Source organism: Sphingobium quisquiliarum P25 (assembly GCF_000445065.1).
Lineage (GTDB): Bacteria > Pseudomonadota > Alphaproteobacteria > Sphingomonadales > Sphingomonadaceae > Sphingobium > Sphingobium quisquiliarum.
Window position 1 is genome coordinate 1 of the sequence record NZ_ATHO01000171.1, and the last position, 26,627, is coordinate 26,627.

Annotated in this window: 23 protein-coding genes; 10 read left to right on the forward strand and 13 right to left on the reverse strand. The window is 62.3% G+C overall.

Annotation, left to right across the window (positions count from 1 at the left end; genetic code table 11):
* Window positions 1-1,238 (reverse strand): IS1380 family transposase (locus L288_RS41245; protein WP_021240046.1); only part of this gene is annotated, 1,238 nt, incomplete at its 3' end.
* Window positions 1,239-1,341: 103 nt separating this feature from the next.
* Here L288_RS41245 and L288_RS42855 point away from each other — a divergent pair.
* The 6 genes from L288_RS42855 to L288_RS43540 are packed head-to-tail and all read left to right on the forward strand — an operon-like array spanning window position 1,342 to window position 5,128.
* On the forward strand, window positions 1,342-1,485 hold the full coding sequence (locus L288_RS42855) for a helix-turn-helix domain-containing protein (protein WP_269077997.1): 144 nt from the start codon (window positions 1,342-1,344) through the stop codon (window positions 1,483-1,485).
* Between the two features lie 46 nt (window positions 1,486-1,531).
* Window positions 1,532-2,101, forward strand: coding sequence for a dTDP-4-dehydrorhamnose 3,5-epimerase (gene rfbC / locus L288_RS41250; RefSeq protein ID WP_021240047.1), 570 nt, complete (start codon window positions 1,532-1,534; stop codon window positions 2,099-2,101).
* A gap of 4 nt (window positions 2,102-2,105) precedes the next feature.
* The gene (gene rfbB, locus L288_RS41255; protein ID WP_021240048.1) at window positions 2,106-3,182 is read left to right on the forward strand and encodes a dTDP-glucose 4,6-dehydratase; all 1,077 of its coding nucleotides are present in this window, start codon (window positions 2,106-2,108) and stop codon (window positions 3,180-3,182) included.
* Window positions 3,179-4,069: a dTDP-4-dehydrorhamnose reductase gene (gene rfbD / locus L288_RS41260; RefSeq protein ID WP_021240049.1), complete on the forward strand. Its 891-nt coding sequence runs from the start codon at window positions 3,179-3,181 to the stop codon at window positions 4,067-4,069. The genes rfbB and rfbD overlap by 4 nt, the downstream gene beginning before the upstream one ends.
* 28 nt (window positions 4,070-4,097) lie before the next feature.
* Complete coding sequence (gene rfbA, locus L288_RS41265) at window positions 4,098-4,979, forward strand: glucose-1-phosphate thymidylyltransferase RfbA (protein WP_021240050.1); 882 nt, start codon at window positions 4,098-4,100, stop codon at window positions 4,977-4,979.
* 8 nt (window positions 4,980-4,987) lie between these two features.
* Window positions 4,988-5,128 (forward strand): hypothetical protein, encoded by a 141-nt coding sequence (locus L288_RS43540; protein ID WP_021240051.1) that lies wholly within the window; start codon window positions 4,988-4,990, stop codon window positions 5,126-5,128.
* Here the strand turns inward: L288_RS43540 and L288_RS44065 are convergent.
* Both L288_RS44065 and L288_RS41275 read right to left on the reverse strand, forming a co-directional pair.
* Window positions 5,125-5,775 (reverse strand): choice-of-anchor C family PEP-CTERM protein, encoded by a 651-nt coding sequence (locus tag L288_RS44065; RefSeq protein WP_021240052.1) that lies wholly within the window; start codon window positions 5,773-5,775, stop codon window positions 5,125-5,127. The genes L288_RS43540 and L288_RS44065 overlap by 4 nt on opposite strands.
* 235 nt (window positions 5,776-6,010) lie before the next feature.
* Entirely contained in the window at window positions 6,011-6,907 is an 897-nt protein-coding gene (locus L288_RS41275; RefSeq protein WP_031304979.1) for a UTP--glucose-1-phosphate uridylyltransferase, read from the reverse strand.
* A gap of 516 nt (window positions 6,908-7,423) precedes the next feature.
* Here L288_RS41275 and L288_RS42860 point away from each other — a divergent pair.
* Window positions 7,424-8,092, forward strand: a complete 669-nt coding sequence (locus tag L288_RS42860) for a choice-of-anchor E domain-containing protein (RefSeq protein WP_084466147.1) — start codon at window positions 7,424-7,426, stop codon at window positions 8,090-8,092.
* A 115-nt stretch (window positions 8,093-8,207) separates the two neighbouring features.
* Here L288_RS42860 and L288_RS41285 read toward each other — a convergent pair whose 3' ends face one another.
* The 9 genes from L288_RS41285 to L288_RS41325 form a co-directional block, all read right to left on the reverse strand.
* The gene (locus L288_RS41285; RefSeq protein WP_021240056.1) at window positions 8,208-8,921 is read right to left on the reverse strand and encodes a hypothetical protein; all 714 of its coding nucleotides are present in this window, start codon (window positions 8,919-8,921) and stop codon (window positions 8,208-8,210) included.
* Window positions 8,918-9,220, reverse strand: coding sequence for a zincin-like metallopeptidase domain-containing protein (locus L288_RS41290; RefSeq protein WP_021240057.1), 303 nt, complete (start codon window positions 9,218-9,220; stop codon window positions 8,918-8,920). The genes L288_RS41285 and L288_RS41290 overlap by 4 nt, the downstream gene beginning before the upstream one ends.
* On the reverse strand, window positions 9,217-10,119 hold the full coding sequence (locus L288_RS41295) for an ArdC family protein (protein WP_013039035.1): 903 nt from the start codon (window positions 10,117-10,119) through the stop codon (window positions 9,217-9,219). The genes L288_RS41290 and L288_RS41295 overlap by 4 nt, the downstream gene beginning before the upstream one ends.
* A gap of 44 nt (window positions 10,120-10,163) precedes the next feature.
* The gene (locus L288_RS41300) at window positions 10,164-12,389 is read right to left on the reverse strand and encodes a site-specific integrase (protein ID WP_013039034.1); all 2,226 of its coding nucleotides are present in this window, start codon (window positions 12,387-12,389) and stop codon (window positions 10,164-10,166) included.
* Window positions 12,386-14,173 carry a hypothetical protein gene (locus L288_RS41305; RefSeq protein WP_013039033.1) on the reverse strand — a complete coding sequence of 596 codons (1,788 nt, stop codon included), beginning with the start codon at window positions 14,171-14,173 and terminating at the stop codon, window positions 12,386-12,388. Before L288_RS41305 ends, L288_RS41300 begins: the two co-directional genes overlap by 4 nt.
* Window positions 14,170-15,561: a tyrosine-type recombinase/integrase gene (locus L288_RS41310; protein ID WP_013039032.1), complete on the reverse strand. Its 1,392-nt coding sequence runs from the start codon at window positions 15,559-15,561 to the stop codon at window positions 14,170-14,172. Before L288_RS41310 ends, L288_RS41305 begins: the two co-directional genes overlap by 4 nt.
* A gap of 153 nt (window positions 15,562-15,714) precedes the next feature.
* Complete coding sequence (locus L288_RS41315; protein WP_013041752.1) at window positions 15,715-16,461, reverse strand: ArdC family protein; 747 nt, start codon at window positions 16,459-16,461, stop codon at window positions 15,715-15,717.
* Between the two features lie 92 nt (window positions 16,462-16,553).
* On the reverse strand, window positions 16,554-18,566 hold the full coding sequence (locus tag L288_RS41320) for a ParB/RepB/Spo0J family partition protein (RefSeq protein ID WP_007688079.1): 2,013 nt from the start codon (window positions 18,564-18,566) through the stop codon (window positions 16,554-16,556).
* A 111-nt stretch (window positions 18,567-18,677) separates the two neighbouring features.
* Complete coding sequence (locus L288_RS41325; RefSeq protein ID WP_084466150.1) at window positions 18,678-20,573, reverse strand: strawberry notch C-terminal domain-containing protein; 1,896 nt, start codon at window positions 20,571-20,573, stop codon at window positions 18,678-18,680.
* Between L288_RS41325 and L288_RS0122455 the strand changes: the two genes are divergently transcribed.
* From L288_RS0122455 to L288_RS41335, 3 genes are read left to right on the forward strand one after another with little or no spacing between them, the layout of a single operon-like run.
* Entirely contained in the window at window positions 20,558-22,105 is a 1,548-nt protein-coding gene (locus tag L288_RS0122455) for a tyrosine-type recombinase/integrase (RefSeq protein ID WP_020819179.1), read from the forward strand. The genes L288_RS41325 and L288_RS0122455 overlap by 16 nt on opposite strands.
* A complete protein-coding gene (locus tag L288_RS41330) occupies window positions 22,099-23,013 on the forward strand; it encodes a tyrosine-type recombinase/integrase (protein WP_031286240.1) in 915 nt (304 codons plus the stop codon). The genes L288_RS0122455 and L288_RS41330 overlap by 7 nt, the downstream gene beginning before the upstream one ends.
* The gene (locus tag L288_RS41335) at window positions 23,010-24,014 is read left to right on the forward strand and encodes a tyrosine-type recombinase/integrase (RefSeq protein ID WP_021240061.1); all 1,005 of its coding nucleotides are present in this window, start codon (window positions 23,010-23,012) and stop codon (window positions 24,012-24,014) included. Before L288_RS41330 ends, L288_RS41335 begins: the two co-directional genes overlap by 4 nt.
* 137 nt (window positions 24,015-24,151) lie before the next feature.
* On the opposite strand, the gene L288_RS41340 is transcribed toward L288_RS41335, so the two are convergent.
* Complete coding sequence (locus L288_RS41340) at window positions 24,152-26,602, reverse strand: strawberry notch-like NTP hydrolase domain-containing protein (protein ID WP_031304983.1); 2,451 nt, start codon at window positions 26,600-26,602, stop codon at window positions 24,152-24,154.
* Window positions 26,603-26,627 lie beyond the last annotated feature (25 nt).

Genomic DNA, 26,627 nt, shown 5'->3' on the forward strand with positions numbered 1-26,627 from the left:
ACACGTGCCCCGATCTTGATCAGCTTCAGTTGCAGGCTGGTCAACGACCAGTCGGCCATGGCCTCGGGCAGCTCGATGCAGCGCAAGAAGGTGGCCAGGTTGTACGCCAGGGCGTGCAGTTGCAGCCGCACCTCATTGTCGCGGAACTTCCGGCACGACAGCCGCGTCCAGCGAAAGGCGTATTTGCCCTCTTTGATGTGCTGCTCGGCGGTGCCGCGCTGGTTGTAGAACCGCACCACCCAGTCCGGCTCCATCGGCAGGTTGGTGACGATGAAGCCGACACGCGGGAACAGTTCGCCCGGATGCCATTCGATCTTGGCGATCACCCGGCGTTCCTTGTCCCAGGACGCCGCCTGATACTCGAATTCCTCGAAGAACCGCTTGACCTTGGTCAGTGACGGCCGCCCGACAGGGCGCGTTAGCCGATGCGCGATCTTGTCCTTGAGGACCGCGTTTGCGGGCAGCCGGATGGCGTAGAAGAACCGCGCTTCTTCCAATCGCTCATAGATCGCCGGGATCGCGTAGGCAGCATCGGCCCGGAAGAACCTGCCACCAAGGTCGCGCTCCGCGTAGCGCGCAATGACGGGGTCGAGAACATCACGCCAGCCATCGGCGCTGTGGACGTTGCCATGGCGCAGGGCGCAGCGTTCCAGCATCCCGAACTGGTTGAACAGAAAGTTGGGGTGATAGCAGCTACAGTCGAAATGGCCATTCCAGGCGGACCCTTCCTGGTCGCCATGGGTCGGGCTGACCGAGCTGTCCATGTCCAGAACGATGTACTTCAGCCCGTTACGGTCATGGAACCGGTCGATCCATTGGCCATTCAGGTCGGCCAGCGCGGCACGGTTCTCGGGCTGTGCCAGTGTCTCGGTCTCGAACCGTCCCATCTGCGAGGCCGAGGCCGCTTGCGCATCGACAGCCCTTCCACCCACGACCTGGCGCATCACCGGATCGAGGGCCAGGCGGTCGGCGTCGTTCACATCCTCGTATCCGGCCAGTCGCCCGAACACCGATTGCCGGAACAACCCGTCAAGCCGGTGGACCGTGTTCTTGCCGCGCCGGGTGTCGCGCAATGCTTTTGCCGCCAGATCGGACAGCCCGAGCGCGTCATCCAGCTCGCGCATCACCAGCAGGCCGCCGTCGGAACTGAGCTGCGCACCTCGGAACTCCACATGCACCCGGCGGTCGAACTCGACCCGATCTGCCCGCTTCGAACCCGCACCCTCTGGGTGATCCATCAAACGCGCCCCTCACGGCCATCAACACCATGATTTATATCGGAAATATTGAGATCCTGACAGCAAAATCAGCGATTTACTTGGGGAATGTGGGCTCAAAACTATTCGGGAAACTGCCGATCGGGCTGCGCTGGCTGAGGCGCTCGCGAATAATGAGGGCAATATGTCTGCCGCGGCACGCGACCTCAATATCTCCCGGCCGATGCTATATCATCTTCTCAATAGCTACGGCATGTCGAAGAAGTAAGCGGACCATCTAGCCGTTTTCGCGAAAGACGGTTTGCTTTAGAAAGATGAGCGTGGAAATCCAATCTACTATCCTAGCGGGCGTCCAGCTGCTCACGCCGCGCCACATTGGCGATGATCGGGGGTATTTCGCGGAAATTTTTCGCGCGGATCTCTTCGCCGAGCATATCGGAGCTTACTTCTTCGTGCAGGACAATGAGTCGCGCAGTGTCCGGCAGGGCACCATTCGCGGATTGCATTTCCAGAGCGAGCCGCACGCGCAGGGCAAGCTCGTGCGTTGCAGCGCGGGCGCTTTGTTCGATGTCGCCGTGGATATCCGTCAAGGCTCTCCCACCTATGGCCAGTGGGTTGCGGAAACGCTCACCCCTGACAATGGTAAGCAGCTTTGGATACCACCGGGTTTCGCCCACGGCTTCTGCTCGCTCGAGCCCGATACCGTCATCTGCTACAAGGTGACCGGCTACTACAGCGCGGGATGTGACAAGGGGCTGCGCTGGGACGATCCGGCGATCGGCATCACCTGGCCCGATGTCGCTGATCCCGATACCCTTTCGCCGAAGGATCGGCAGCAGCCACTGCTTGCCGAGCTTCCTGCCTATTTCACCTGGAGCGAATAACCTTATGCGCGTGATCGTCACCGGCGGCGCCGGCTTCATCGGCTCCGCTCTTGTCCGTTATCTGGTGCTGGAAAAGGGCTATGAGGTTTTGACCGTCGATGCCCTGACTTATGCGGGATGTGAGGCGTCCTTGAAGGCGGTTGAGGGCAAGGCGAACCACCGCTTCTTGCGCGCCGACATCCGCGATCGCGCGGCGATGGATGCGGCAATCGCCAGCTTCCGTCCCCATCGCATCATGCACTTGGCGGCGGAAAGCCATGTCGACCGCTCGATCACTGGGGCGGCCGACTTTATCCAGACCAATATCGTGGGCACCTTCACCTTGCTGGAAGCAGCGCGCGGCTATTGGAACGGCCTCGCTGGCGCGGATAAGGACGCTTTCCGCTTCCTCCATGTCTCCACCGACGAAGTCTACGGCTCCCTGGGCGATCAGGGACTGTTCGAGGAAAACACGCCGTACGATCCGAGCTCCCCTTATTCTGCGTCTAAGGCGGCGTCCGATCATCTCGCCAAAGCTTGGCACCGCACCTATGACCTGCCGGTGGTCGTGTCGAACTGCTCGAACAATTACGGCCCCTATCATTTCCCCGAAAAGTTGATCCCGCTCACCATCCTCAATGCCCTCGAGGGTCGCGCATTGCCAGTTTATGGCAAGGGGGAGAATGTGCGCGACTGGCTCTATGTCGACGACCATGCCCGCGCGCTCGACCTCATCATCGAGAAGGGCGTTCCCGGTGAGACCTATAATGTCGGTGGCCGTAACGAACGGCGCAATATCGATGTGGTGCGCCGGATCTGCACTGTGTTGGACAAGCTCATGCCGGTTGAAGCGCCGCGTGAAGGATTGATCGAATTCGTCACCGACCGCCCGGGCCATGATGCACGCTATGCCATCGATGCAACCAAGCTCGAAACCGAACTGGGCTGGCGCGCGCAGGAGAATTTCGACAGCGGCATAGAGAAAACGGTGCGCTGGTACCTAGATAATGCCTGGTGGTGGCGTCCCTTGCGCGATCGCTATGAGGGCGAGCGGCTGGGCTTGGCCAATGCGGCATCTGCTTCCGACGGCCTCGCTGCATGAGAATTGCTGTAACGGGGCAGAGCGGCCAAATCGTCACCTGCCTCATCGAACGCGGCCGCGCTGCAGGGCATGACATTGTCGCGATTGGCCGGCCTGAGTTGGATCTTGCCAACCCCGTCTCCGTGATCTGCGCGTTGCAGGCTGCCTCTCCGGAGGTGATCGTCTCCGCAGCGGCCTATACCGCTGTCGATCAAGCTGAGACGAACAGCGAGCTTGCCCATGCGATCAACGGCCGCGGCGCGCGCGCTGTCGCACAAGCCGCGAAGGCTCTGGACATACCGCTCCTCCATATCTCGACCGACTATGTTTTCGATGGAACGCTCGATCGTCCCTACGTCGAGACGGATCGTGCCGCTCCAACGGGCGTGTACGGCGCCTCGAAGCTGAAGGGCGAACAAGCGGTGCTGGCCGTCCATGGCGACAATAGCGCGGTGCTGCGCGTGGCCTGGGTCTACAGCCCATTTGGCGCGAATTTCGTAAAGACGATGCTTCGGCTCGCCAGCGACCGAGAGGAGGTGTCGGTTGTCACTGATCAGCTCGGCAATCCCACCAGCGCATTCGACATTGCCGAGGGCATCCTGCAGGTAGCGGCCAATCTCGCCAGCGATACCGACCCGGCCCTTCGAGGCATCTTCCACATGACCGCCAAGGGCGACGCATCTTGGGCCGACTTCGCAGAGGCGATCTTTGCCGCATCCGCTGCGCGAGACGGACCTTCGGCGCAGGTGAAGCGGATCACCACCGCCGACTATCCGACCCCGGCCATGCGCCCAGCTAATTCGCGGCTTGACTGCGGTCTGATCGCCCGGATTCATGGTGTAGCCCTGCCTGAGTGGCGCCATTCGCTGGACAGCGTGATCGCTAGGCTGAGGCCTTTCGCAAACTGATATCTCCGCCTGAAGGGAACGTCGACGCATGAAAGGTATCATCCTCGCCGGTGGCAGCGGCACCCGCCTTTATCCGATGACGCTGGCCACCTCGAAGCAGCTGATGTCGGTCTATGACAAGCCGATGATCTATTATCCGCTGAGCACGCTGATGCTGGCGGGTATTCGCGAGATATTGATCATCTCCACCCCGCGCGACCTCCCTTCATTCCAGGCGCTGCTGGGTGATGGGTCGCAATGGGGCATGCGCTTCGAATATGCCGAGCAGCCGAGCCCCGACGGCCTGGCACAGGCCTATATCATCGGCGCGGATTTTGTGGCGGGGCAGCCGTCGGCGCTGATCCTGGGCGACAATATCTATCATGGCCACGGCCTGCCCGAACTGCTCTCCAGCGCATCGTCGCGCAAGCAAGGCGCGAGCGTTTTCGCCTATCATGTCAACGATCCCGAGCGCTACGGCGTGGTGAGCTTCGACGCATCGATGAAGGCCATGTCGATCGAGGAAAAGCCGGTGCAGCCCCAGTCCAACTGGGCTGTCACCGGGCTCTATTTCTATGACGAACAGGTGGTGGAGATCGCCGCACAGCTCGAGCCCTCGCCGCGCGGCGAGCTGGAGATCACCGACGTCAATCGCCTCTATCTAGAGCGCGGTCAGCTCAATGTGGAGATTATGGGCCGCGGCTATGCCTGGCTGGATACCGGTACGCCCGACAGTCTGCTCGACGCGGCTGAATTTGTCCGTGTCCTAGAGAAACGACAGGGCTTCAAGATCGCCAGCCCCGAGGAAATCGCGTTTCGACAGGGCTTTATCGGAACCGCGGAACTGGAGAAGGCAATCGCGAAGCTCGGCAAATCCGATTACGCTCGATACCTGAATCTGCTGCTGTCCGATCTTCGAGCCAATCTATAGGCCTGCTTATGGCGCGCCAGAGCACTGCCATAAGGGCGATTGAGGTCGATGCTGATATTGCGGAAATGGCCGCCCTGTCGAGCAGCCATCTCTTCAAGAACAGTTTTGACGAGACCTGCGACGTCGTTCCCGACGCCCAGCCCATTTAGGCGAATGCTATTCTGCTCGCAGAACGGATGCGGCGGCGTACACCAAAACCGATCATTCCAAAACCGAGAAGCATCATCGCCCATGTCGAGGGTTCCGGAACAGCAGTAAGCGAGACATTGTCAAGCGCTGGTCCATAATAGGTACCTGCATTCAACGCAGTGAAACTCAGAAGGGTGGAGCCGGTCGCACCAGCCACGAAATTCAATGTTTGCTGCTGCCAGCCCATGTTTGAAAGGCTCGGAGACCCAGTGAAGCTGAAATCCTGAGTAGTGCCGCCTATGCCAACCTGAACAGAACGCGGAAACTCGGGATTGTCGGGGTTAGCCGACAAGAAGAAGGTAAGGCTGTAAGCCTGATTCGCAACCAAATTGACGGCCTGAGTCAGAGTACCATAGCTATTACCTGCAAGGTCGATGCTCCGGAGTCCGTCAGCAGCTGTCCAATAGGAACCGATATAGTCGACAGTTCCATTCGACACGGACCAACCCGTTATGTTCGATTCACCGGTGCCGACTGTGGCAAAATTTCCGGGTTCAGTCCCAACTTCAAACGAGCCGTTGGTAACGAGATTGAGAGCGGCATGCGCCGGATTGACTGCAAGCAGGCTGGCCGCAGCAGCAATCGTAGACACCAGAAACTTCTTCATAGCCATATCCTCACGCCGTGCGCCTTTATCAAAGCAAGGATTGTGCCACGTAATAATTTCAATGACTTAGTTTCACCTCCGGCCTAAGCCTGTAACGGCAGTTGACACTCAAGCTCAATTTCAAAACCCTGGAGACGGGTTGCGCTCAGCTCGGTCCTGCGATCGCGATCAGGCCGTATAACGCATAAAATCAACACGCTGACGGTCATCTCGAAATTCGCCAAGTGCGGCTGCTTCAAGCGGCCCGATCGAGCCAGTTTCCTTGAAGCTCTGCGGCGGCAAATCGGCGCACATGATCGCCGATGTCGGCGCGCTCGAAGGCGAGCGCCAGATTCGCCTCGATATAGCCCGCCTTGGACCCGCAATCGAAACGGCGACCCTCGAAGGTCACACCATGGAAAGGCTGCTGCCCGATCATCGACGCCATGGCATCGGTCAACTGGATCTCGCCGCCCGCGCCCTTTTCCTGGGTTTCGAGGATCTTCATGACCTCGGGCTGCAGGATATAGCGGCCGGGCAGGATGAGATTGGACGGGGCGGTGCCCGGGGCGGGCTTTTCCACCAGTCCCTTGACCTCGGTCAGCGCGCCGTCGCGCTTGCCTGGATCGATGACGCCATAGCTCGGCGTTTCGGCCATCGGCACCTCGAGCGCGCAGACCAGGTTGCCGCCGACCTCCTCATAGGCGTCGACCATCTGTTTTAGGCAACCCCGGCCGGCAGGGCCCTTCATGAACTCGTCCGGCAGCAGGATGGCGAAGGGCTCGCTACCCACGATATCGCGCGCGCACCAGATGGCGTGGCCGAGGCCCAGCGGCTCCTGCTGGCGCAGGAACACCGCATCGCCGGGCGCCAGCCGTGTACCGTCCAGCGCCGAGAGGTCCTTGCCCCGCTCGCGCTGAATGGCTTCGGCTTCGAACGCCATGTCGAAATAATCCTCGATCGCTCCCTTGCCGCGGCCAGTGATGAAGATCATTTGCTCGATGCCGGCCTCGCGCGCTTCATCGACGGCATATTGGATGAGCGGACGATCGACGACCGGCAGCAATTCCTTGGGCACCGACTTGGTCGCGGGCAGGAAGCGCGTCCCCAATCCGGCGACAGGGAAAACGGCTTTGCGAATTCTCTTCATCATTACCCACCAACAATTAAGATCAAACGTACTGAACTTGAGCAACGCTTTTTGTTCCGCTTTCAAGTTCTTAGCATAATAATAGCGATTTTTTAAAGGCATGTTTTGGCCTCAGACTGTAAAAGCCATAGGCGCGGGCGATGGACTGGCTCAGAATTCTCTATATTGCACCCCGTTCATAGATTTTCTCCCAGCGATTTCGGGCTCACACACTGTCCTAAAGAGCCTCTTCGGCGCTGATTGGAGCGACTGCGCTGAAGATCGAAATCGCATTGAGGCAGCCGAGCGGCGATATAAAGGGCCGAGAGTTGGCATCGCCCAGAGCAGCGATGGCATCCCTGTCGGGTAAGACGCGCCACCTCTCACAAGCTCCACAAGCGCGCGGACAGATTGCGGCTTCAACCGTCAATGCCGCTTACAACCGCTCATCTGGAAAACGAGAAAAACGCGCAAAACAGCCATTGGCACGATGCTTGCTTCTGTATCGCCAACTGATAATTCTGGATCTGAGGGTACGAAATGAGAAAGTTTCTCGCGATAGCAGCCATCGTCGGAGCCGCGCTTGCTTCGGTCAGCCCGGTAGCGGCGGCAACCATCATCCAGACGGGCACAATCACAGCAGCAGCCCCCGGGACCTCTTCGCTCTCGGTGCAGCAATTCAACAGCTCGCTCGGCACCTTGACGAGCATCGATCTGCTTTTCGGATCGAGCCTTTCTGTTGCGGCAGGAACTCTCACCAATACGTCTAATGCCGCAAAAAATTTCGTGCTCACTCAGGGCGCGACCGCGACCCTCAGCGGCGGTGGATTCAGTATTGCGGAATCGATTGGCACGGGAACCAGCACATATTCCGTAGCTGCCAGGGGCTCAACGAGCATCGGTCCGTTCACTGGCTCGGGAAGCGACACGCAGAGTCTCAACAGCAATTTCGCCTATTTCTTGGGAACTGGCACTGCAGCCCTCAGCTTCGCCTCCTCCAGTCTCTTTGCAATTAATCCCAGCTCCGGGACGCTCAACATCTCGCCGTTGATCGGTGGTAATTATACGCTGACTTATAACTATACCGCGGCGCCGCTGCCGGCGGTGCCGGAGCCGGCAACCTGGGCGATGATGCTTCTTGGTTTTGGTATGATCGGCTTCGCTGCTCGCCAGCGTCGGCGCGCAAAGACCGAGATCAAGTTCGCATAATTGCGTTTCACTCAAACGAAACCGCCGCTTCGCAAGGGGCGGCGGTTTTGCTGTTTCCCGCCAGTGAAGCTCAGTCCGAAATCAAATAGCCGAAACTGTGATAAACAAAGAGTCGCTAACGATCGCGCTCTTTCAGCAGCGGCAGGGCTTCTGCATTTCTACAATGGAAGCGGAACTCGCAGCACAATGGCCTCTCACAGTGCGCACCCGTGGGACGCAGCACTTCAACTTCCCTAACCGCCCGTCGCGCCGCGTTTGCCACGGCATCACGGGTTTGCAAATAGCGCTTTATCCGCCTCGTCACGTCGGCATCAGCGAACCGCACAGCGTTCATATCGGGCTTTGGCCACGAAAACGGGCCCGCAAGGTGGCGAATGATGGCCTCGCTGATCTCAAGCCCACAGCCTTGCATCACCCAGACCTGTGTTGCGATGTCAGCCAGCTGATAGGCTTTTACGCGCGCGGTCGCCTTCACTTCGATCGCGCGCCATCCGCCGCAGCGATCCGGCTCCAGAATGTCGACGCGTACAAGAACGTCGTCACGCTGAAACGTCGCCTCAAAGATCGGTTGCGGTGTGGGTTGGCGGACCAGTGCTATCGTGCGGTCGAGAGCCGCCTGGATGTCCGGCTCAGCATGAACCATGATACCGCCTGGCAGCAGGGATATCGCCTTCCTGCCCACATCATGTCCGAACTGGAAGCGCGACAAAGTCTCAGGGTCATAGCGTGCCTCTTTCCGGCGGTGCACTTGTAGCCAGAGACGCCGCGGGCAGTGCTCAAAGGCAGCGATCTTCGACTTCGAAAGCCGATAGCGGGCTGCCATGCTCATGCCGCAAGCTCCGGCTGTGCGGGAGCGAGGCACGCATCAGGCTGGCGCTGCCGGCCTACGTCTGCCAAGGAAATTAGATAATCCGCGGCAAGTTGCGCTCTGTTCGCGGCAGTGAGGATGGCGGCAGGATCATCGCGCAGCACCTGGAGCCAGGAGGCGATATAGAGAGCGTGGTCTTCGCGCGGCTTGGCCGTTAGGCCGAGATGTCCGACGGTAAAAGCGGCGCCGAGTTCGGCAACATATCCTGACAGTCCAGCCCTAATGTGACTTCTACCGCAAATTTTCGGGGCGCTTATCATGCGGCGATCTCCTCAGGCTGGGGCTGCTGGGCGTGCATCCAATCGGCGGCCGCCTGCGCCTTGCTGGCGGCGGTGAAGATGGCGCGAGGGTCGTCTTTGAGTGCGCGCAACCACGATGCTACGTAGGCGGCATGATCGGCCCGCGGATGGTGAGCGATCCTGAGGTCGGCGAGTACGAACGATGCGGTCAGTTCAGCGCAAATTTCCTCGATCGCCAAGCTGTCGCGCTTGAAACGTTCGGCAAAGTTGCGGTCGAGCCGGTGCTTTGCCCCTGTGGCGTGGGCCGCCTCATGCAAAAGCGTGCCCATCTGTGCTGATGCATCCCGAAACGAGGCAAAGGTCGGCATGAAGATGTGATCGAGGTCGATCCGGTAGTGCGCATCGTAGGCGCCCTCGGTGATCGGGATCTTGAGGGCCGCGACGAAAGCTTCGGCGTGCCCGAACCGCTCGCCCTCGGGTAGAACTGCGACAGGTGGGGGTTCATAGCCCTCGACCTGGGCGAGGTTGAACACGGTGAAGGCCCGCGCGAACATGCGGCCGGGTCCGGCTTCGCCATCGTCATGATCATCATCGGCGCGCGATGCGGCCTGTTTCCAGAACACAACCGTCGTTCCGCGTTCACCTTTGCGGACCTGTGCGCCAAGCGATGCCCACTGGCGATAGGTCCCCCAAAGACCGCTGGAATAGGCAGCCGCTTCGGCTGCGATCCAGAGCGCGAGCACGTTGACGCCGCGATAGCGGCGGCGAGAGGTGACGTTCTGCGGCCTGGTGGTGGCAGCGCCATCATGGTGCCAGGGCATGCGCCAATCGCCGGCCCCGGCTTCGATGGCAGATACAATCTCGGTGGTGATGCGCGAATAAACGTCGGCTCGCGGCGTCGCAGGGTAGGATCGGGACATGGCAGGTCTCCACGACGGGCGGAGGGAAACTGTCTTCCGCTCCTTCAATCCGTCACCCGCAAACCCGCCTCCTCTTCCTCTCCCGCCATACCGTTATGCGGTGTGGCGGTACCCGGTGCGATCTGTTCAAGAACACGCTGGATTCTGGCCACCTCGGCCTGAAGCGTCACCCGCTGCGGCTCTGGAAGCCGCTTCTCGCGCAACAACAACCGTGCCTCATCAGCACCGCGCTGCCATGCCGGGCGATGCCGTTCGGCGATGCAGGCATTGGGGCAGCGGACCGGTTCGCACATGGAGATCATTGGCCCGCTTGCGCCTGGCTCCGAACTCCGGTTCAGGCACAGGGCGGTTGCCGGATCAAAGAAGCAATCGGCCAGCGGGCCGACATGCAATGTCCGCGCGAGACTGCCCAGCATGGTGCGCAGACGTGGACGGTCGGCAATCATGGCAGGTAGCGGCGCCAACTCGTGGGCGGCAGTATCAAGCACAACTCCGACCCTGTTCGCGGCAGGTCCGCCAAGGCGTGCGCCACTTTGCCGCTCGTCGAAGTAGACAAGGATATCGTCAATCTGGCCAAGCGCACGCTGGGCTTCGATCTCTCCCCGAAATCCGGACCGGCTGCTGCCAGCATAGCCTTCGAAAGCCGCAACGCTCGCATGCTTGTACTGGATCATGCCGGCAATTGTTCCGAAGGGCCGGTTGGCGATGTGCCAGGCGATTGTGCGGCGAAACTGACGCGTTGTCAGACGCCATGGTCGGCCGTCGGGTCCGGCAGGAATGACGGGTGCCTGCGCGGATCCGAAGTGGTCATTGAGGTGATCGCGGAACCGGTTGAGTTGCCGGACTATCTCTGCAGAGACGTGCGTCTTGGTATTGGCCCGAAGCGTGAGGACTGGCCACAGGGTCGTTGTTCCGCGCGCTTGTCCCGCCCGCGCGGAAAGGCGTTCGAGGACATCGATGGCTTCAGCGACCGGCGCGATGGTAACCCACTCGGTCTCCTCGCCGCCGCCGCGCTTGCCCTTGTAAGCAGTGGACTTGATACGATGCCGCAAGATCGTACCGTCTTCGGCTTTGGTAATAGACAGGCATCCCCGCCTCATGGCTTGGATCTCGCTGTCCCGCATGCCTGAGAGAAAGGCACATACGATATAGGCTGCGGACTGCAGCATGACTTCCTCGAGGGGCAAAACCTTGGCATCGAAGCGGGTGCGCCAAGGCATGCCCGTATCGGGATCGGCAGAATTGGGCGTATCCATGCCGCCAATCTCGGTGCCGAGTTCTGCGATGGCAGCGGCGATGAGGTCTGGTGCACCCGTGGCCAGGCCAAGGTGCATGGCAGGTTCGGCCTGCGCGTTGATACCGGCATGGAGGTGGATCAGGTGGTAGTTGATCGGCGGCGTGACGGCGCCGGTTTGCGGATCTGTTCGCGTTGCGCCGTTATGTGCCGTGGTCCAGATCGGAATGCCGCGCCCATGCTGCCGCAAGGATGCAACATAGTCGAGGAGGCGTTGGCGTTGCCGTAACCGACGAACAGCGGGATCCAGACCTTCCTCAGCGGCAATCAGACGGTTGCGCGTTGCTTCAAGGCAATCGAGTTCTGCCCGTGCGGCAAGGATATCGCCTGCGTAGCAGGTCACGTAGCGCAACGACCAGGAGAGCAGCGGCGTCATGATCGCTTCAGGAATGCGCGGCGTCCGGTTCTCCCCTGCAATATGCTTTGCGCCCGCCACGGAAAACGGACTTCGTCCCGGCCACGGTTCGAAGGACAGGCGCGCAGTCGGCAGATGATGCTGCAACTCGTGCAGGTCAAAGACGATCCGCAGCAGCGCTGCCGCTGCAACTGGGCGCAGCCCGGCTAGGCGCAAGGCTCCGGCGTAGCGATCGACCAGAGCCTGATCGACCCGGGCGAGATCGAAACGCCCCAGCTGAGCCTTGACGAAGTCGAAAAAGCGCAAGGTCCGGTTGGCCTCGCCGCGCACCCCGGCCGGCTCAAGCCGCGAACGGTGACCGGGGAGATCGACATTGAGCCGCGCATGGAGAATCTGGCGCAGGGCATCAGCAATGGATGGGTCTTTGATACCGCCGAAATGTACCGTGACATGGCAGCGCCGCGCGTTGTCGCGAAATACGCCGGGAGCCAGATCCCACACTGGATCGCCGTATCGTGAAATATGCGCGCGATCGCAGCCGGGGCGCAAAGGCGCGGACATAAGCACAGGGAGGGCATCGCGCTCATCGTCGCTCTCCGCCAGAAGCTGGACAACGGTCATGCCCGTGCCTCTGGCGGCAGATAGACCGTGGGAGGGTCGTTCGCGACTTGCGCACGGGCCCTTGTCACGACGTCTTCGGCGAAGGCAGGCAGAATCTGCTGAACGATGCGATCATGGGCATGACCAAACTTGGCGGTCCAATCAGCAGCACTCAGGCCGATCCGCTGAGCGTCGACGAAGGAGAGAAAGGTGAGAATGGCAGGCAGCTTGCGCGCGGTAATGACCGCGTTGCGGCAATCGAGGCAGGCCCAGAACGGTGTAGGGCATGGCGTGCCGGCGGATGCGAAGGGACTGGAATAGAAGTTGCCACAGCTTGCAAGCCAGACGTCTTGTTCGCCATTGAGCAGTGCGGTTGAAATGCCCCCATCATCGGGATCAGGGCTTGCCAACTCGCCGCGCAGCCGGTCCTCGTCTTGAGGAGGCAGGATCATTGGACCAGCGAGCACCTCTTCGAGGGCATCTGCCACGGTTTGCTCGTGCAGCGGTCTGAGGGAGGGAATATCGGCGTAGTGCCGTGCCGCGATATCGACGGTATGACCTACGGCGAAGCGGGCCATGTGGCCTTCGGTCTTGAGATACCACAAGGCCTTGTGCGTCTTGCGCAGATACGAAAGACACAGGTGGAGCGGTTTACCCTGATCATCGGTAATACAATGGCGCTGCGTCCAGGCACTGACCTTCAAGCGCAGTTGACGAATACCTGCGGTGATCTCGCCCGGCTGAAAATAGACCCAAAGGTTATCGCTGGAGTTATGGACCCTGGCCTTGGACGATAGGGCGATGATGCGTCGGATCAGACCGCCAGCGGTGGATGAGCCGCGATCACGCACCCGGATTGTCTTGTGCTCGGCACCGTGTGCCCGCAGCTTGGTGTAGGCGATATCGACGGTACCCCCTGCGGCATTGCGCAGACAATCGAGGGTGAGCGACTTGCAGCACTCCAGCTCAAGCCCTGTCTCGATTAAGAGCAGAACAAGAAGCGGGACGATATCGTCGGCAGTAAGATAGTGGGCTGCGTGGAGGCTCAGGTTAAGCCTGTCACTGGTGAGATCGCGCTTTTTGCGCAGCTTGTACAGGCTCTGAAACGTGGGATCACGGTAGCCCAGAACACCGTATGTCTCGATGGCAGCATGGGCTTTGCAATATGCGCCATCGATCTGCGGCACCTCATCGAACTGCGGCCCCGACCGCAAGCGCGCCTCGATCGCAGCGATATCCGCGCGTGCCGCATCGCGCAGCTGGCGGGCTACATACGGACTGTAGGCATCGCGTGGACGGGAACGAACGTGTGCGTGTGAGCTGACGTAGCGCAGTCGTTCCCGCAAGCCGCAATCGACAAGCTCGGGGCTGTCGTCCGCGATGCGACGAAGGACGGAAACGACCTTGGCGACATAGGTTGGTCCATGCACGCAAGACTTGCCCTGCGCGCTGAGCCATGTCTCAAATCCATCAATGTGATGGGCACGAAGGTCAGCAGGGCCGTTGATCCCGTCGCCTGTCCCGGCCAGGTAGGAAAAGAAGCTTGGCAGCTGGTTGGCGTATGTCTTGAGCGACGAACGTACCATGATGGGGCCGCGCGGAGCAGCCAGCATGAACAGGCTCCGGGCAAATGCGAGCGCCAGGCCGCGTGGCCGCAAGCCCGTGAAATCGACGAGCAGCTCGCCGCCATATAAGGGATGAATCATGAAGCGCAGCGTGCTGATCTGCGACCATGGATCGGCTTGGGGCGCAGCCGTATCTGCCGCGAAGCTGACCTTGCGTCCTTTGCGTGGAGCAGCGGTCATGATCGAAGATAGCCTGGTACGAGTGCCAGCAGTTCTTCGACTGCCGCATCAACGGTATCGGCACGCGTGGCGAGGTGATCGAGATAAATAGAGGTCGTCGCGAGGCTCGAATGGCCAAGCAATCGCTGGACCTGTTGAAGCGGATCGCCGACCAGCTGGCGATAACCTTCCATGGCGCCCACTGGTGCCGCTGCGTCGGCGAGGCGGCGCTGGATCAGCATGGCAAGCATGTGGACTGCAAAGGAATGCCGGAGTTGATGGGGGCTAAGCCGGACCGGGATGCCGGCGTCCGTGCAGCGGCGGCTCGCCCGTGCGAAGATCGCTTCCCACGAGTTGGGCAACACAGGATGGCCCACCTCGGTCAGCCAGAGGACCGCGGCTTCGCGCGGCGTTCCATCGTCAGCGCAAATAACAAGCCTTGCGCGTTCATCCGGTGTGACGACCTCTATGTCCATCGTGCCACCGCCAACGAGATGCAATGCACGCTGCCCGAATGAGGGGCTGTGGATGAAGATCGGGCGGTCGATGGCTTCCCAGCCACGGCGCTGTGCGAACTTGGCGACGGCTGCGGCTCGCTCAACGGCGATGTAGGCGTCAAACACCGGCAACAAGCGGCGCGGCAGCAGCATGCTTCGCCCCCTGTCACCCTTGGTGAGTGCCGCCGGAAGCTCGACCCGCCGCTGACGTTCCGAGCGGGCGTCGCAAACCGGAATCTCAGCTGCGAGCAAGTGGGATGCCTCTTCCAGGCGCAGGCCGGTGGTGACCAGCAGATCGGCGAACAGCGCGTTGCGCGCGCCATTGCGGTCACGCGCTCCAGGACGCTCGGTCCCTTCAACGGTCAGGCCGCGCAAACCAACTTCCCGGAAGGCGCGGTAATCGGTGAGATCGATGAAACGGACGTCGGAACGACGGGCTGCGCGCTCATAGGCGTTATTGCGGCCCGTGACCGCCGCACGGCGCCCATCGTGCGATCGTCGCCAGACCTGACGATGCGTAAAAGGTGTACGCTCGATCAGCCCCTCCCGTTCGGCCCATCGATAAAGCTTGTCGAGCGAGGCAATCGCCCGGTTCCACGTCGATGCAGAAATCCGGAACTCAGCATCGCTGCGCCGCCGGGCACGATGATAGGCACCGACATCATCGGCATCGGCTTGCCAGACAGACTTGCCGCGGGCCGAAGCGAGAAAGCGAACCCAGACCAGAACATCATAACCATGGGCGCGCAACGAGTGTCGCGAACGCGAACCGTTCAGCGGCAAATCGAGGAAGTAGCGCTCAAGGTGGAGATCATAGATCGCACCATCACGCAGAATTACCGGGATGTAGGAGTCCAGGCCATCCGCCGTCCGGCGCTCCTGAATGACGATCGACGCACCTGAATTATCCACAGCTTGTCAGTCCCTCCCCCGGACCCCCTCCCGACTCCAGATCGCACACGTTGCGCGCCTGCGGGACGGTGGTCATCAGGCCGGATTACGCCAGCTTATGGATAGCGCTTCATCCGGCCTGATGCCCCCCTGCGTCGCGCCAAAGCATACCGTTCAATGGTGCGTCAGGCACGGTGCAGACTGTCCAGATAAGGCGACCAACTCCTCGAACGCATATGCCTGATCGCCGAAGCGCTTCCCGAACGATCGGGCAAGCCGGGCTGGATGGCCTGTCCAGTGGCCGGCCTCATGCGCAATGGTGGCTGCCCAGGCGGCGCGCGTGTCGAATTGCTCGACCGGCGGCATGGTGATGACGTCCGCGCGCAGATCATAATAAGCACGATCGCCGCCGCATCGCAGCCGCGCGGGCAGCCGATCGACGAAGCGCTCCGCCCGCGGACCGAGCCGGTCGCCCGGCGGGACGAGGGAGAGGGCTTCGGGATAGAAATCGCCCGGCAGTGTATCGATCTGATCGGCATTGAAGACCGCATAGGACCGCATGACCCGGCGCTGCTCATCGACGAGCTCACCCGGACGTTCGTAGGAATCGACCTTCTTCGAATAGGCTTTGTAGAAGATCGCAAATTGCGACTGCTCACCGGCACGGACCTGCCCGCCGAGGCTTTGTGCTTGCCGATAGGTCATCCAGTAGCGGGACCGATAGCCGCACTGCTCGGCGGCCAGCCATAGCCAAAAGGTGTTCATGCCGCGATAGGGCTCGCCATTGGCGCGCAGCGGGCGCCCTTGCGCGGCGCATGATCGCCAGGGCCGTACCCAGGGACGCACACCGGCCTCGAGCCGGTCGATGATGGCGCGCGTGATGGTCTCGGCCGGCGAGGGCCGGCCCGATGATTGGGTCATGGTGGATACTCCGCGAAAGAGCGGCTGTCTCAGCGCCGCCGATGAAGGGCGGCGGGCGACACGAAAGCGCCGCCCGCCGTTAGGCGTTCGCCTCAGGCGGCCTGTTCGAAGTCGCCAGCATCGCCATCGGGGGCGATCTCCCCTGCCCCGCCGTCGCTGTCGTCTTCATCGCTGAGGAAAGCGGAATAGCTCCGGAAGCTTTCGGGCTTTTCGATCGCGCCGAACCGCATCTCGTCGGGCAGCCAGGAGAGCGCCTTTTCCCGGACTTCGGCCTCGACGATGCCCTGCCCCGAACAGAGCGCAGCGCAGGCATTGGCAAGGTCACCCTTCTTGGCGTCCTTGTATCGGCCGCGCAGCACCGGCCCGCCGATCTCGTCGAGCGCTTCGAGCATGACGTCCTTCTTCACCCGCCCGAAAAAGTTCTGGGCATCGGGCCGCCACCATTGCGCGACATCAATGTCGAGCAGCCGTCCGAGATGATCGTGGAAGCCGTTGCGGCGCCCGCCATCGTCGACGTTGAGTGTCGGCTCCAGCGTCTGCGCCATGACATGGGCGAGCCAATCGGCGCGCGCCTGTTCATCCAGTTGCCGGAAGGCATCGAAGCGGGACGACAGCGTGTTCCCGCCTGCCCAGCTCACATCGAGCGCCTGGCGCTGTTCGGTCAGGACATTGCTCGCCGCGCTACCTTCATCGCGGAAGCTGACGATCGGGAAGCTCGCGGCGGCGGCCTGCAACGTCGCGTGGTCCCGGACATAGCTGCTGGCGAACACCGTCCGGTGCGCCATCAGGAATATCGTGAGATCGAGCGCGAACCCGGCATCCGAGGCGACATGGGCTGCCAGGATCTGCCGGCGCTGGGTCGCGAGTTCGTCAACCAGCGTCGCGCTGAGCCGGGAGGCCGCGACCTTGCCGGACGGTGCTTCGGGTTCTGCATCCTCGCCCGCCTGCCGGATGGCGCGCTCGCTGAACATGCGGCTGTGCACCCGCGGACTGCCATCGGGCGCCAGATAGATGAAGGTGCCCAGCTGGTCCTTGATCGCATCATCGACCATCGTGCGCGACGCCTCGATCGTATCGAGTTCCCGCTCGATGTCGGCGAGACGCGCCGAAGCCGCCTCGGCCTCGGGCGTGCCGTCCTCGAGTTCGGTCTCAAGTTCGCGGATGAGCGCGTCGCCCTCATCCGAGAGACTATCGACGCGCTCCTGCTCGTCCCCGCTCAATTCGCGCAGCGGCGGATGATATTCGTGGAGCTGGCACTCCGTATCATAGGGCACATGCGTCGCGAGAACCGGCGTCACGAACGCCAGCTTCTGTTCGGCAGCGAGCGCTTCCGCGGCCGCTTCAAGCTTCTGGGCGGCCAGCTGCTCGATGAGCTCCACGTCGATCCAGCTCTCGTCCACATCTTCACCGAACAGGTCGCGCTCGATCCGGCCGCCCGCGCCGACATAGGCCTCGCGGCCGACGAACCGTGCCTTGGCGTCGGTCGCCTTGACCGTTCCGTTGAGGAGCGCACGGCGGATATTGTCGGGATTGTCGCCATAATAGGACCGGCTCATGCTCTCGAACACGCGCGCCTGGCGATCGACGTCGGGCGTGACGGCATAAGCCTGGGCGACCCCCAGCGTGATCTCGCCCGCCGCCAGCGCCGCGAATACGAGAGGAGCCAGTTCGGCAAGCCGTACCCGCTGCTCAACGAAGCGGGTCGTGACGCCGAAACGTTTCGCCACATCCTCGGCACTCGCGCCCTTGTCGAGGAAGTGCTTGAAAGCCGAGCACTCATCCGCCGGGTTCATCGCGACGCGGTGGAAATTCTCGGCAAGGCTCGCTTCGGCCGATCCAGCATCATCCTCGAGCACCAGCACCTGAACCTCATGGTCCCCGGCAAGCCGACCTGAATCGATCAGCCGCTGGAGCGCCCGCAAGCGGCGGCCACCCGCCTTGACGGTGAAATGTCCTGCCTTCTTGAGCGGCGTGACCACGAGATTCTGCAACAGGCCATGCGCGGCGATATTGTCGGCGAGGCTGTCGAGGTCGGCATCGCGATTGGATTTGCGGACATTGTCCTTCGAGAGCGAGAGGTTCTTGACCTTCACGGACTGGATCATCGGTTGTCTCCTTCGAGGGTTGCGCCGACCTCGTCGGCCGGCTTGAGCCACTCAGGCCCACCCGGCCGAAGGCCCCCTCCCCTCTCTTCGGTCGCTTGGCGCGGCCGCGGGTCAGTCCGTGATCCTGGCGAGGATCTCGAGGGCGCGGCTCGGGGGAACGAACAGCCGCGTGCGGTGCTGGATGATCTCGGTGAAGCAGCCCGCCGCCTTGAGATGCGGCAGCGCCTCGGGCTTCCAGTCCAGCAATTCGAGGCGTTGATCGCCGGCGACCAAGGCGCGCTTCAGCCGCAGCGCTCCGATCGGCATGATCTCGCCCGAGGTGCGGACGTGCTCGACCCGCGCGCCGAGGTCGATCTCGACATGGGCCGCGATGCCGAATGCGCTGGCAATCCGCTCAACCAGCGGCGCCGGAATAAGACGCCCGAGAAGCGACTGGCCGTCATCGCTCGTCAGCCGCCAGACCTGGACATGATCGTCGGGCAGCTTGCCCCACACCGGAAGCAGCAGGCCAGTGACCAGATAGATGATCTGCGTGCGCGTCTGCGCCGCCATTGCGTCGCATTCGGCCTGCCAGGCTTCGTCGAAGCTCGCCCGGTCCACGTCGGTCCAATGGGTTTCGGCGAAGAGGTCCTGCCGGTGCCGTTCGGTGCGCGTCGGCCGCACCAGCTCATAGCGGCGCACGGTCCGCCCCTCTTCGTCCGTCAGCGAGAAGGTCGGCCGGCAAATGGCGGCCTTGCCGGAACGCGGGTTGATCAACCCGCGCGCTTCCGGGTCGGCCAGAAGCCAATGCGCTCGCTCCAGGGTCAGCGGCCGATATCGCTCCTCGGTTTCGATACGCAGGATCTCGGTTTCGGCGCCGCTCACGGGATCGCGCCGGATCACCGTCCGGTCGAGGATCGAAATACGGTCGGCCGCGATCGTTTCGACGCCAAGATCGAGGGTGCCGGCCTCGCGTGCCTTTTCCACCCGTGCTTCGATCAAGCCGAGATATTCGTCGAAGATCGCGTTCTGCAGGTCGATGCGCAGCGCCAGGATGCGGTTCAACCACCGCTGGATCGTGGGCAAGGTCTCGGTGAGCCCCCCGCCCTCCCCGGCCAGGTTCAAACCGGTGAGCGCCTGGAACTGATCGAAGTGGACCGATTGGAGTTTTGCCTGGAACAGCAGGCGAAACCACTGGTCGAGCGATTCCCGCGCGAAGTCGGACTCCAGATTGTCGCGGGGGTCGAAAAGTCCCTGCCCGCCGGTCTGGCGTTGGCCACGGGTCAGCGCGCCCAGGCTGTCGAGGCGCCGGGCGATGGTCGAGATGAACCGCCGTTCGCCACGGCAATCGGTGGAAACGGGCCGAAACAAGGGCGGGCAGGCTTGGTGGGTGCGGTGCGTGCGGCCCAGCCCCTGGATCGCCGCGTCCGCGCGCCAACCGGGCTCGAGGAGATAGTGAATGCGGCGGCTCTGATTGGGCGCGTCGAGGCTGGCGTGGTAACTCCGCCCCGTGCCGCCGGCGTCGGAGAAGATCAGGATGCGCTTTTCGCCGCGCATGAAGATGTCGGTCTCCGCGAGGTTCGTGCGCGCGCTGCGCCGTTCGATCCGCTGACGGCCGTCGGCATCGACGACGATCCGCCGGCTGCGGCCCGTCACCTCGGCCACAGCCTCCGTCCCGAAATGCCCGATTATGTGATCGAGCGCCGAGCCGACGACCGGCAGCGCACAGAGTTGCTCGAGGAGCTGGTCGCGCATGGCCATCGCTTCCCGGCACAGCACGGGCTGCCCGGCCTCGTCGATCATCGGTTCCGAGCGCACCGTGCCGCTATCGTCGGTATAGGTGCGCATCTGGCGCACGGGAAAGGCCGCGGTCAGATAATCGACCAGGAATTCTTTGCAGTCGCAGTTTATGTCGAGCGTGGCAGCAGGAGGCGCAGGTTTCCTTCGGTTTTCCATGATTTCACTCCAGATAATTACGGTTCCCTCGACCTGAACAAGTCGAAGGAACCACCATGAGAACAAGATCATCAGAGCTGTTTTGTCCGGCACAGCTCCGGATCGAAGATCCGCCCAGCTCGGATGCCCTATTCAACGCCTTCCTCTCCTCTCTGTGGGTCAAGGAGGAAGCGGCCTGTTCGATCCTGTACAGTGCAGCGATCCGTCATTTCCTGCATTGGCTGGATATGCATGCCATCCCGGTCAGTACGCTCGACGATCAAGTCGTCCGACGGTTCGAGAAGCACCGTTGTCGGTGCCACGGATACTCGGCTCAGCAAGCCGCCTATAAGACTGATCAGGCTGCGCGGGTCCGGCGCTTTGTCCGGTTCCTCGAAGATCAAGGGTACATCGAAGTCGACGATGGGATCGACGATCTCCCCCGTCACCTCACCGACTACTCCGATGCAATCGACAGCCTGCAACTCGCCCCTGGAGTGGCACAGGGCTACCGGTCGGAAGCCGAGCATATTGTGGCTTGGCTTCGCATCAAGCGGCAGTCGTGGGCCGATATCGACGACACGATCATCGACCAGTACGGCGCGCATGATTGTCGATGTCCGGTCTGGCGCAAGCGGGGCAAACTCGTCGCCTCGGGCGCGAAGCGGCGGCGGCGTGGTGCTCGGCACTTCGTCGAGTTCTTGCGCGGCCGGGGTGTCATCCCTTCAGTCGAACCGGTGTCGGATGACGACCCGCACATGGCGGCATATCTGGCATGGCTCAAGCAACACCGCGGCGCGACCGACGAGACGATCCGGCGCTACCGGACCGATATCAGGCGACTCATGCCTATCCTCGGCGAGCCTTCACAATGGGATGCAGCCGTCCTCAGGCGGGCGTTTCAACAACGAAGCAAGGAGACGCCAGGTTCGGCATCACTGCTCGTCACGATAATGAGGAGCTATATTCGGTTCCTGGTCGTGCAGGGTGTTTGCCGTCCAGCTTTGTTGCACGCGATCCCATCAGTGCAACGCTACCGTCTTTCGACGCTGCCCCGGCACGTCAACCCGGCAACGATCGAGCAGATCATCGGCGCATGTCCGACTGATCGCCCGGTGGAAGTTCGGGACAAGGCCATCATTCTCCTGCTCGCCCGGCTTGGCCTGCGTGCCGGTGATATTCGGGATATGCACCTCGACGATATCGACTGGCGCTCGGGCCACCTGACGGTCAAGGGCAAGACGCGTCGGCCCGATCGCCTGCCATTGCCTCAAGACGTCGGTGACGCGATCCTGGACTACATTGCCAAGGCACGCCCCAAGACCGCCGATCCGCATCTGTTCGTGCGCGCGCAAGCCCCATTCCGTTCTTTCCGCTCATCGGCGGAGATCGCTGGCATCGTTGCACGCACGCATGAGCGCGGCGGGATCGAAGGCGTGCCGACCGGATCGCACATTTTCCGGCATTCGCTTGCCACCAACTTGCTGCGCGCGGGCGCAGGACTGGAGTCCGTTGGAACGATCCTGCGCCACAGCTCGCCCGAGACCACCGCCATCTACGCCAAGGTCGACCTGCCGATGCTCATGAAGATCGCGCAGCCATGGCCGGGAGAACCGTCATGCTGAACATGCACATTGCCAGATACGTCTCGCTGTATCGCAGTTTGGGGCGGAAGTTCTCGGAGCAGGAACGACTGCTGCGCCAATACGCGGCTTTCGCCGGACGCTTCGGTGACCGGCACACCCGAGTGCAGCGCATCTACGACTGGTGCCACACGGCAAGCTCGCAGAACGTGGCTCGCCATAGGTACGACGCTGCTCGTAACTTCAGCCTTTTCGCTAACGCCGAGGATCCAGACCACGAAGTCCCGCCTGTCGGCGTTTTCGGACGCGGCAAGCGGCCACGCCCGACTCCGATCATCATCGAACCGGACCAGGTGCGGGCGATCATGACGGCGGCGTTGGACGTTTCGCCCCAAGGCACGATCAGCCCGTACACCTACCATTACCTGTTCGGTCTGCTGGCGACGACAGGACTTCGGATTTCCGAGGCTCTCGCGCTACAGTGCGACGATCTGGTCGAGGATGGGCTGGTTGTCCGCAACGGCAAGTTCGGCAAGCAGCGGCTGATCACCTTGCAGCCATCGACGCGCAAAGCACTCGAAGCCTACATTGCGATCCGCGCGAAGCATCCGGCCAAGTGTAATGACCTGTTCGTCACGATCCGGGGGCGAGCGCCGCACAAGGTGCGCGCCCACGTCGTGTTCGTCAGGTTGGCCCGGCTTCTCGGATATCGTGGGGCAACCGGTACGGCAGGCATGCGACTCCACGATCTGCGGCATACTTTCGCTGTCCGCTCGCTTGAGTCCTGCCCGCGTGACAGGGAAGCCATTGCCCACCACATGGCCGGTCTCAGTGTCTACCTGGGGCACGCGTCGATCGCCAACACGTACTGGTATCTCGAAGCCACGCCGGTGCTGCTTCGCGACATTGCGGCTGCAAGCGAGCAACTTTTTCAAGGAGAAGCGGCATGACGGCGCTTGCTCCCCATCTCTCGGCATATCTGCGGGAACATCTGCCGCGCGAACGCGCCGTCAGCCCGCACACGGTGAAGACCTATGCCAACTGCTTCGTCCTCCTCGTCCAGTTCGCTGCCGATCGGCTGAAGCGCCGACCGACCGATCTCGAGATTGAGGATCTCGGCACAGACATGATCATGGCCTTCCTCGATCATGTCGAGATCGGCCGCGGCAGCTGCGTGCGGACCCGCAATGGCAGGCTCGCCGCGATCCGATCCTTCTTCCGATACATCGAGTACCGGATTCCAGCCTGCCTCGATCAGGCACTCCGTGTCAGAGCAATCCCGACCAAGAAGACAGACAAGGCGCTGATCGATTATCTCGACCGGGCCGAGATCAAGGCTTTGCTCGATACACCCGATCCCCGGACACGCCTCGGCACCCGTGATCGCGCGATGCTGCATCTTACCTATGCTGGCGGACTGAGGGTGTCGGAACTCGTAACGCTGCAACTGGGCGATTTCCCGGACCGCTCCCTGTCCACCATGCACATCATGGGCAAAGGGCGACGTGAACGGGTCCTGCCGCTGTGGAAGGAGACCCAGATCGCATTGCGCGCATGGCTTGCGATCCGGCCTCAAGTTGAGGTCACCGAGATATTCCTAAATGCCAACGGGCAGCCGATGACCCGCGACGGATTTGCGTTCCGATTGGCCGAGCACGTCAAGACGGCAGCGACGAAGCAGCCGTCGATCCTTGAGAAGCGCGTCACACCCCACGTGCTTCGTCATTCTTGCGCGATGCACACGCTCGCGGCGACGGGGGACATTCGCAAGGTCGCATTATGGCTCGGCCACGCCAGTATCCAGAGCACCGAGACCTACTTGCGCGCCGATCCCGAAGAGAAGCTTCAGATTCTCGCTGCCCACGGTGCCCCTGCGATCAAGCCGGGGCGCTTCAAGCCGCCATCCGACGCTCTGATCACCATGCTTACCGACGTTCGAAGACGGGCCTGACCCGTCCCCGGACATTCTCCTGACCCACATATTATCTGGAGTGAAATCATGGAAAACCGAAGGAAACCTGCGCCTCCTGCTGCCACGCTCGACATAAACTGCGACTGCAAAGAAGCCATCTAATGTTGAGCTCAACATTACAGGAATTCGCGCGGGGACAGCTCGATATCGAGCCAGGCGCGCTCCTCGGGGGACAGGTCGGCAAGGGCACGATCGAGCATCGCTTCCGAGGTCGACACGAGCTGGACGACGGCGCAGTCGCCGCGCGCGAGATCGGCGGCGATCGCCGGGATCAGCGAGGGCAGCTTCATCGACAGCAGGATCTGGCCGAAGAAGCGTTGCTTGGTCGATTCGAAGATCGACAATGCCGCGGCCTTCGCGCCGCTATTATAGGTGGCACCGCTGAAGCCGTCGGTGACGCGCGTGGCGGCGAGCGCGGCCTGCAGATTGTTGTGAATGATCGCCCAGGCATCGGCATAGGCATTGTAGACGGCGATCTGTTCTTCGCTGAGCCGATGCTCGAGGATGTCATATTCGACGCCGGCGAAGCTGAGCGCCCGCGCGGCATAGAGGCCCTGCGCTTTGAGGTCGCGGGCGATCAACTCCATCGCCGCGATGCCGCCTCGGCGCAGGGATTCCACGAAGGCCCGCCGGTCGGCGAAGGCCGTCTGCGGTCCCCACAATCCGAGGCGTGTCGCATAGGCAAGATTGTTGACATCCGAGGCGCCCGTCGCCGAGGCGTAGAGAATCCGGGCGCGCGGAGCGAGATTTTGCAGGCGGACGCCGGCAATGCCCTGCTCGGACCCTTTCGTGGCGCCGAACCGGCCCTCGCCGCCGGCCACCCCGGCCATTTCATGCGCCTCGTCGAAAACGATGACGCCGCTGAAATCCTCACCCATCCATTCGATCAGCTGGCGCAGCCGCGTGCCCCTGTCGCCGCGGTTGGAGCGCAGGGTGGCATAGGTCAGGAAGAGGATCCCATCGCCCAGCGCGATCGGGGTGCCGAGCTTCCACTGGTTGAGATGCTGGATGTCGAGCGGCAAGCCGCCAAGCGCCGACCAGTCCCGGCGAGCGTCTTCGACCAGCGTCTCGCTCTTGGATATCCAGAGGTGGCGGCGGTTGCCACGCAACCACTGGTCGAGGATGACGCCTGCCACCTGCCGCCCCTTGCCGGCGCCCGTGCCATCGCCAAGGAAAAAGCCGGTCCGATAGGCGTTACCGGCCTCTGCCGGCGACAGCGAAAGACCCTCCTCGCTGGATATGAACCGCCCGGGAAGATCGCGCTCGAACGCCGCGCCAGCGTAGATCAGCGTTTCGAGCTGCGCGTCCGAGAGCAGGCCGTCGTCCAGGATCCTGGCCGGCAGCACGGGTTCATAAGCGACCGGGGGTGCGGCAATCGATCCCATTGCCTGCGATTCGACCAGCGCGCTTGGGTGCTCACGAGCATCGGCAATCAGCAGACGGCTCGGCCGATAGGGCAGGTAAATCCCTTGCGGTTCGCCCGCGGGTGCGGGCGCGTCGAGACGGTGATAGGCGACCGCGCGGGTCGTGGGCAGGGTCACCGCCGCACGCGAGCAGACGGGGCGGGTCCGCCGCGTGAGGCCCCGGAACAATCCGCTGGGGCGGGAGATCGGCTGCGGCTGCGGCGCGCATGGGGTCGCCATCGCATCGATGGCCGCAAGCGCAGCGCCGAGCGTCGTGCAGGTCTGGCGCGGGACCGAGCCCCCTGCCCCGTCCTTTTCGAGGAGTATGAGCTGGACTGCCTGGCCGGTGCCGTGCTTGGCATAGGCATCGGGCGGCAGGTCGAGATGCAGCCGGGCATGCGCGCCCGCAGTGGCGTGCAGCCAATCCGCGTCCTCCGTCTCGATGCGGTCGGGGAGAATAACGGCGCAGCGCCCGCCTGGAGCAAGCCGCAACAGCGCGGAGCGCAAATGGCGAAGCGCGGCATGGCGATCGCGCGCGCGCCCCTGGCTTCGCGAGAAGGGCGGATTGAGGAGCACGACGCTCGGCACCAGTTGCGGATCGAGCATATCGTCGATCAGTTCGCCATCATGCGTGCTCAGCCTGCCTTCGGGAAAGGCGTGACGCAGCAAACGCGTGCGCCAGGCATCGATATCATTGAGAAGGAGGCGCGCGCCGGCGAGATGGGCGTGTACGGCCAGGAGGCCGGTCCCGGCCGAGGGCTCGAGCACGATATCGTGTGCCGTGATCGCGGCTGCCTTGGCGGCAAGGAAGCCGATCGGCGCCGGTGTCGAGAATTGCTGGAACGCGATCTGCGTTTCGCTACGCACGCTTTGCGTGGGAAGCGCCGCCGTCATAGCGATCAGCTGGGCGAGCCGCGCATTCGCATCTGCCGGGAGCGTCGCGTTCTTCAGATGGAGGACCTGCGCGAGTTCGAGCACATCGTAGGCGTCGCGCAATGACCACAGGCCATCGGCGCTCGAGCCACCGAAAGCGGAGGTCATTTCGGCAAGGAGGTCGTTACGTGCAACCGGACATCCTTCGGACAGCCGGTCGGCTATGCCTTGAGCAGCGGTACGGGCGGGATCATCGAGCGGCAGCGTGAGCGCGAGGGGGTGTGTGGCCATGGGGCATCTCCAGGTCTGACACCTG